General features: G+C 62.7%; 1 pseudogene. It reads left to right on the forward strand.

The annotated features are described in order from the left end of the window. Nucleotides 1-54: 54 nt before the first annotated feature. A pseudogene (locus G3A47_RS22710) lies at nucleotides 55-255 on the forward strand (GMC family oxidoreductase N-terminal domain-containing protein); the annotation flags it as partial.

The following is a 255-nucleotide window of genomic DNA, read 5'->3' on the forward strand; positions in this document are numbered from 1 at the left end:
CGATCAAGGAACGGCGACGCCGGGTCCTCGCGACGTACAAGGAGACTTTGCAGAATGACAGAGACCAGCTACGACTACGTCATCGTCGGTGGGGGAAGTGCCGGTTCCGTGCTGGCAAACCGCCTGAGCGCAGGGGGCACGCGCAGCGTCCTGGTTCTGGAAGCGGGACGAAGCGACTACCCCTGGGATCTGTTCATCCAGATGCCGGCTGCCCTGACCTTCCCCAGCGGGAATCCTCTCTATGACTGGCGCTAC

Origin of the sequence: Flavobacterium poyangense (assembly GCF_011751075.1) — a bacterium.
Lineage (GTDB): Bacteria > Bacteroidota > Bacteroidia > Flavobacteriales > Flavobacteriaceae > Flavobacterium > Flavobacterium poyangense.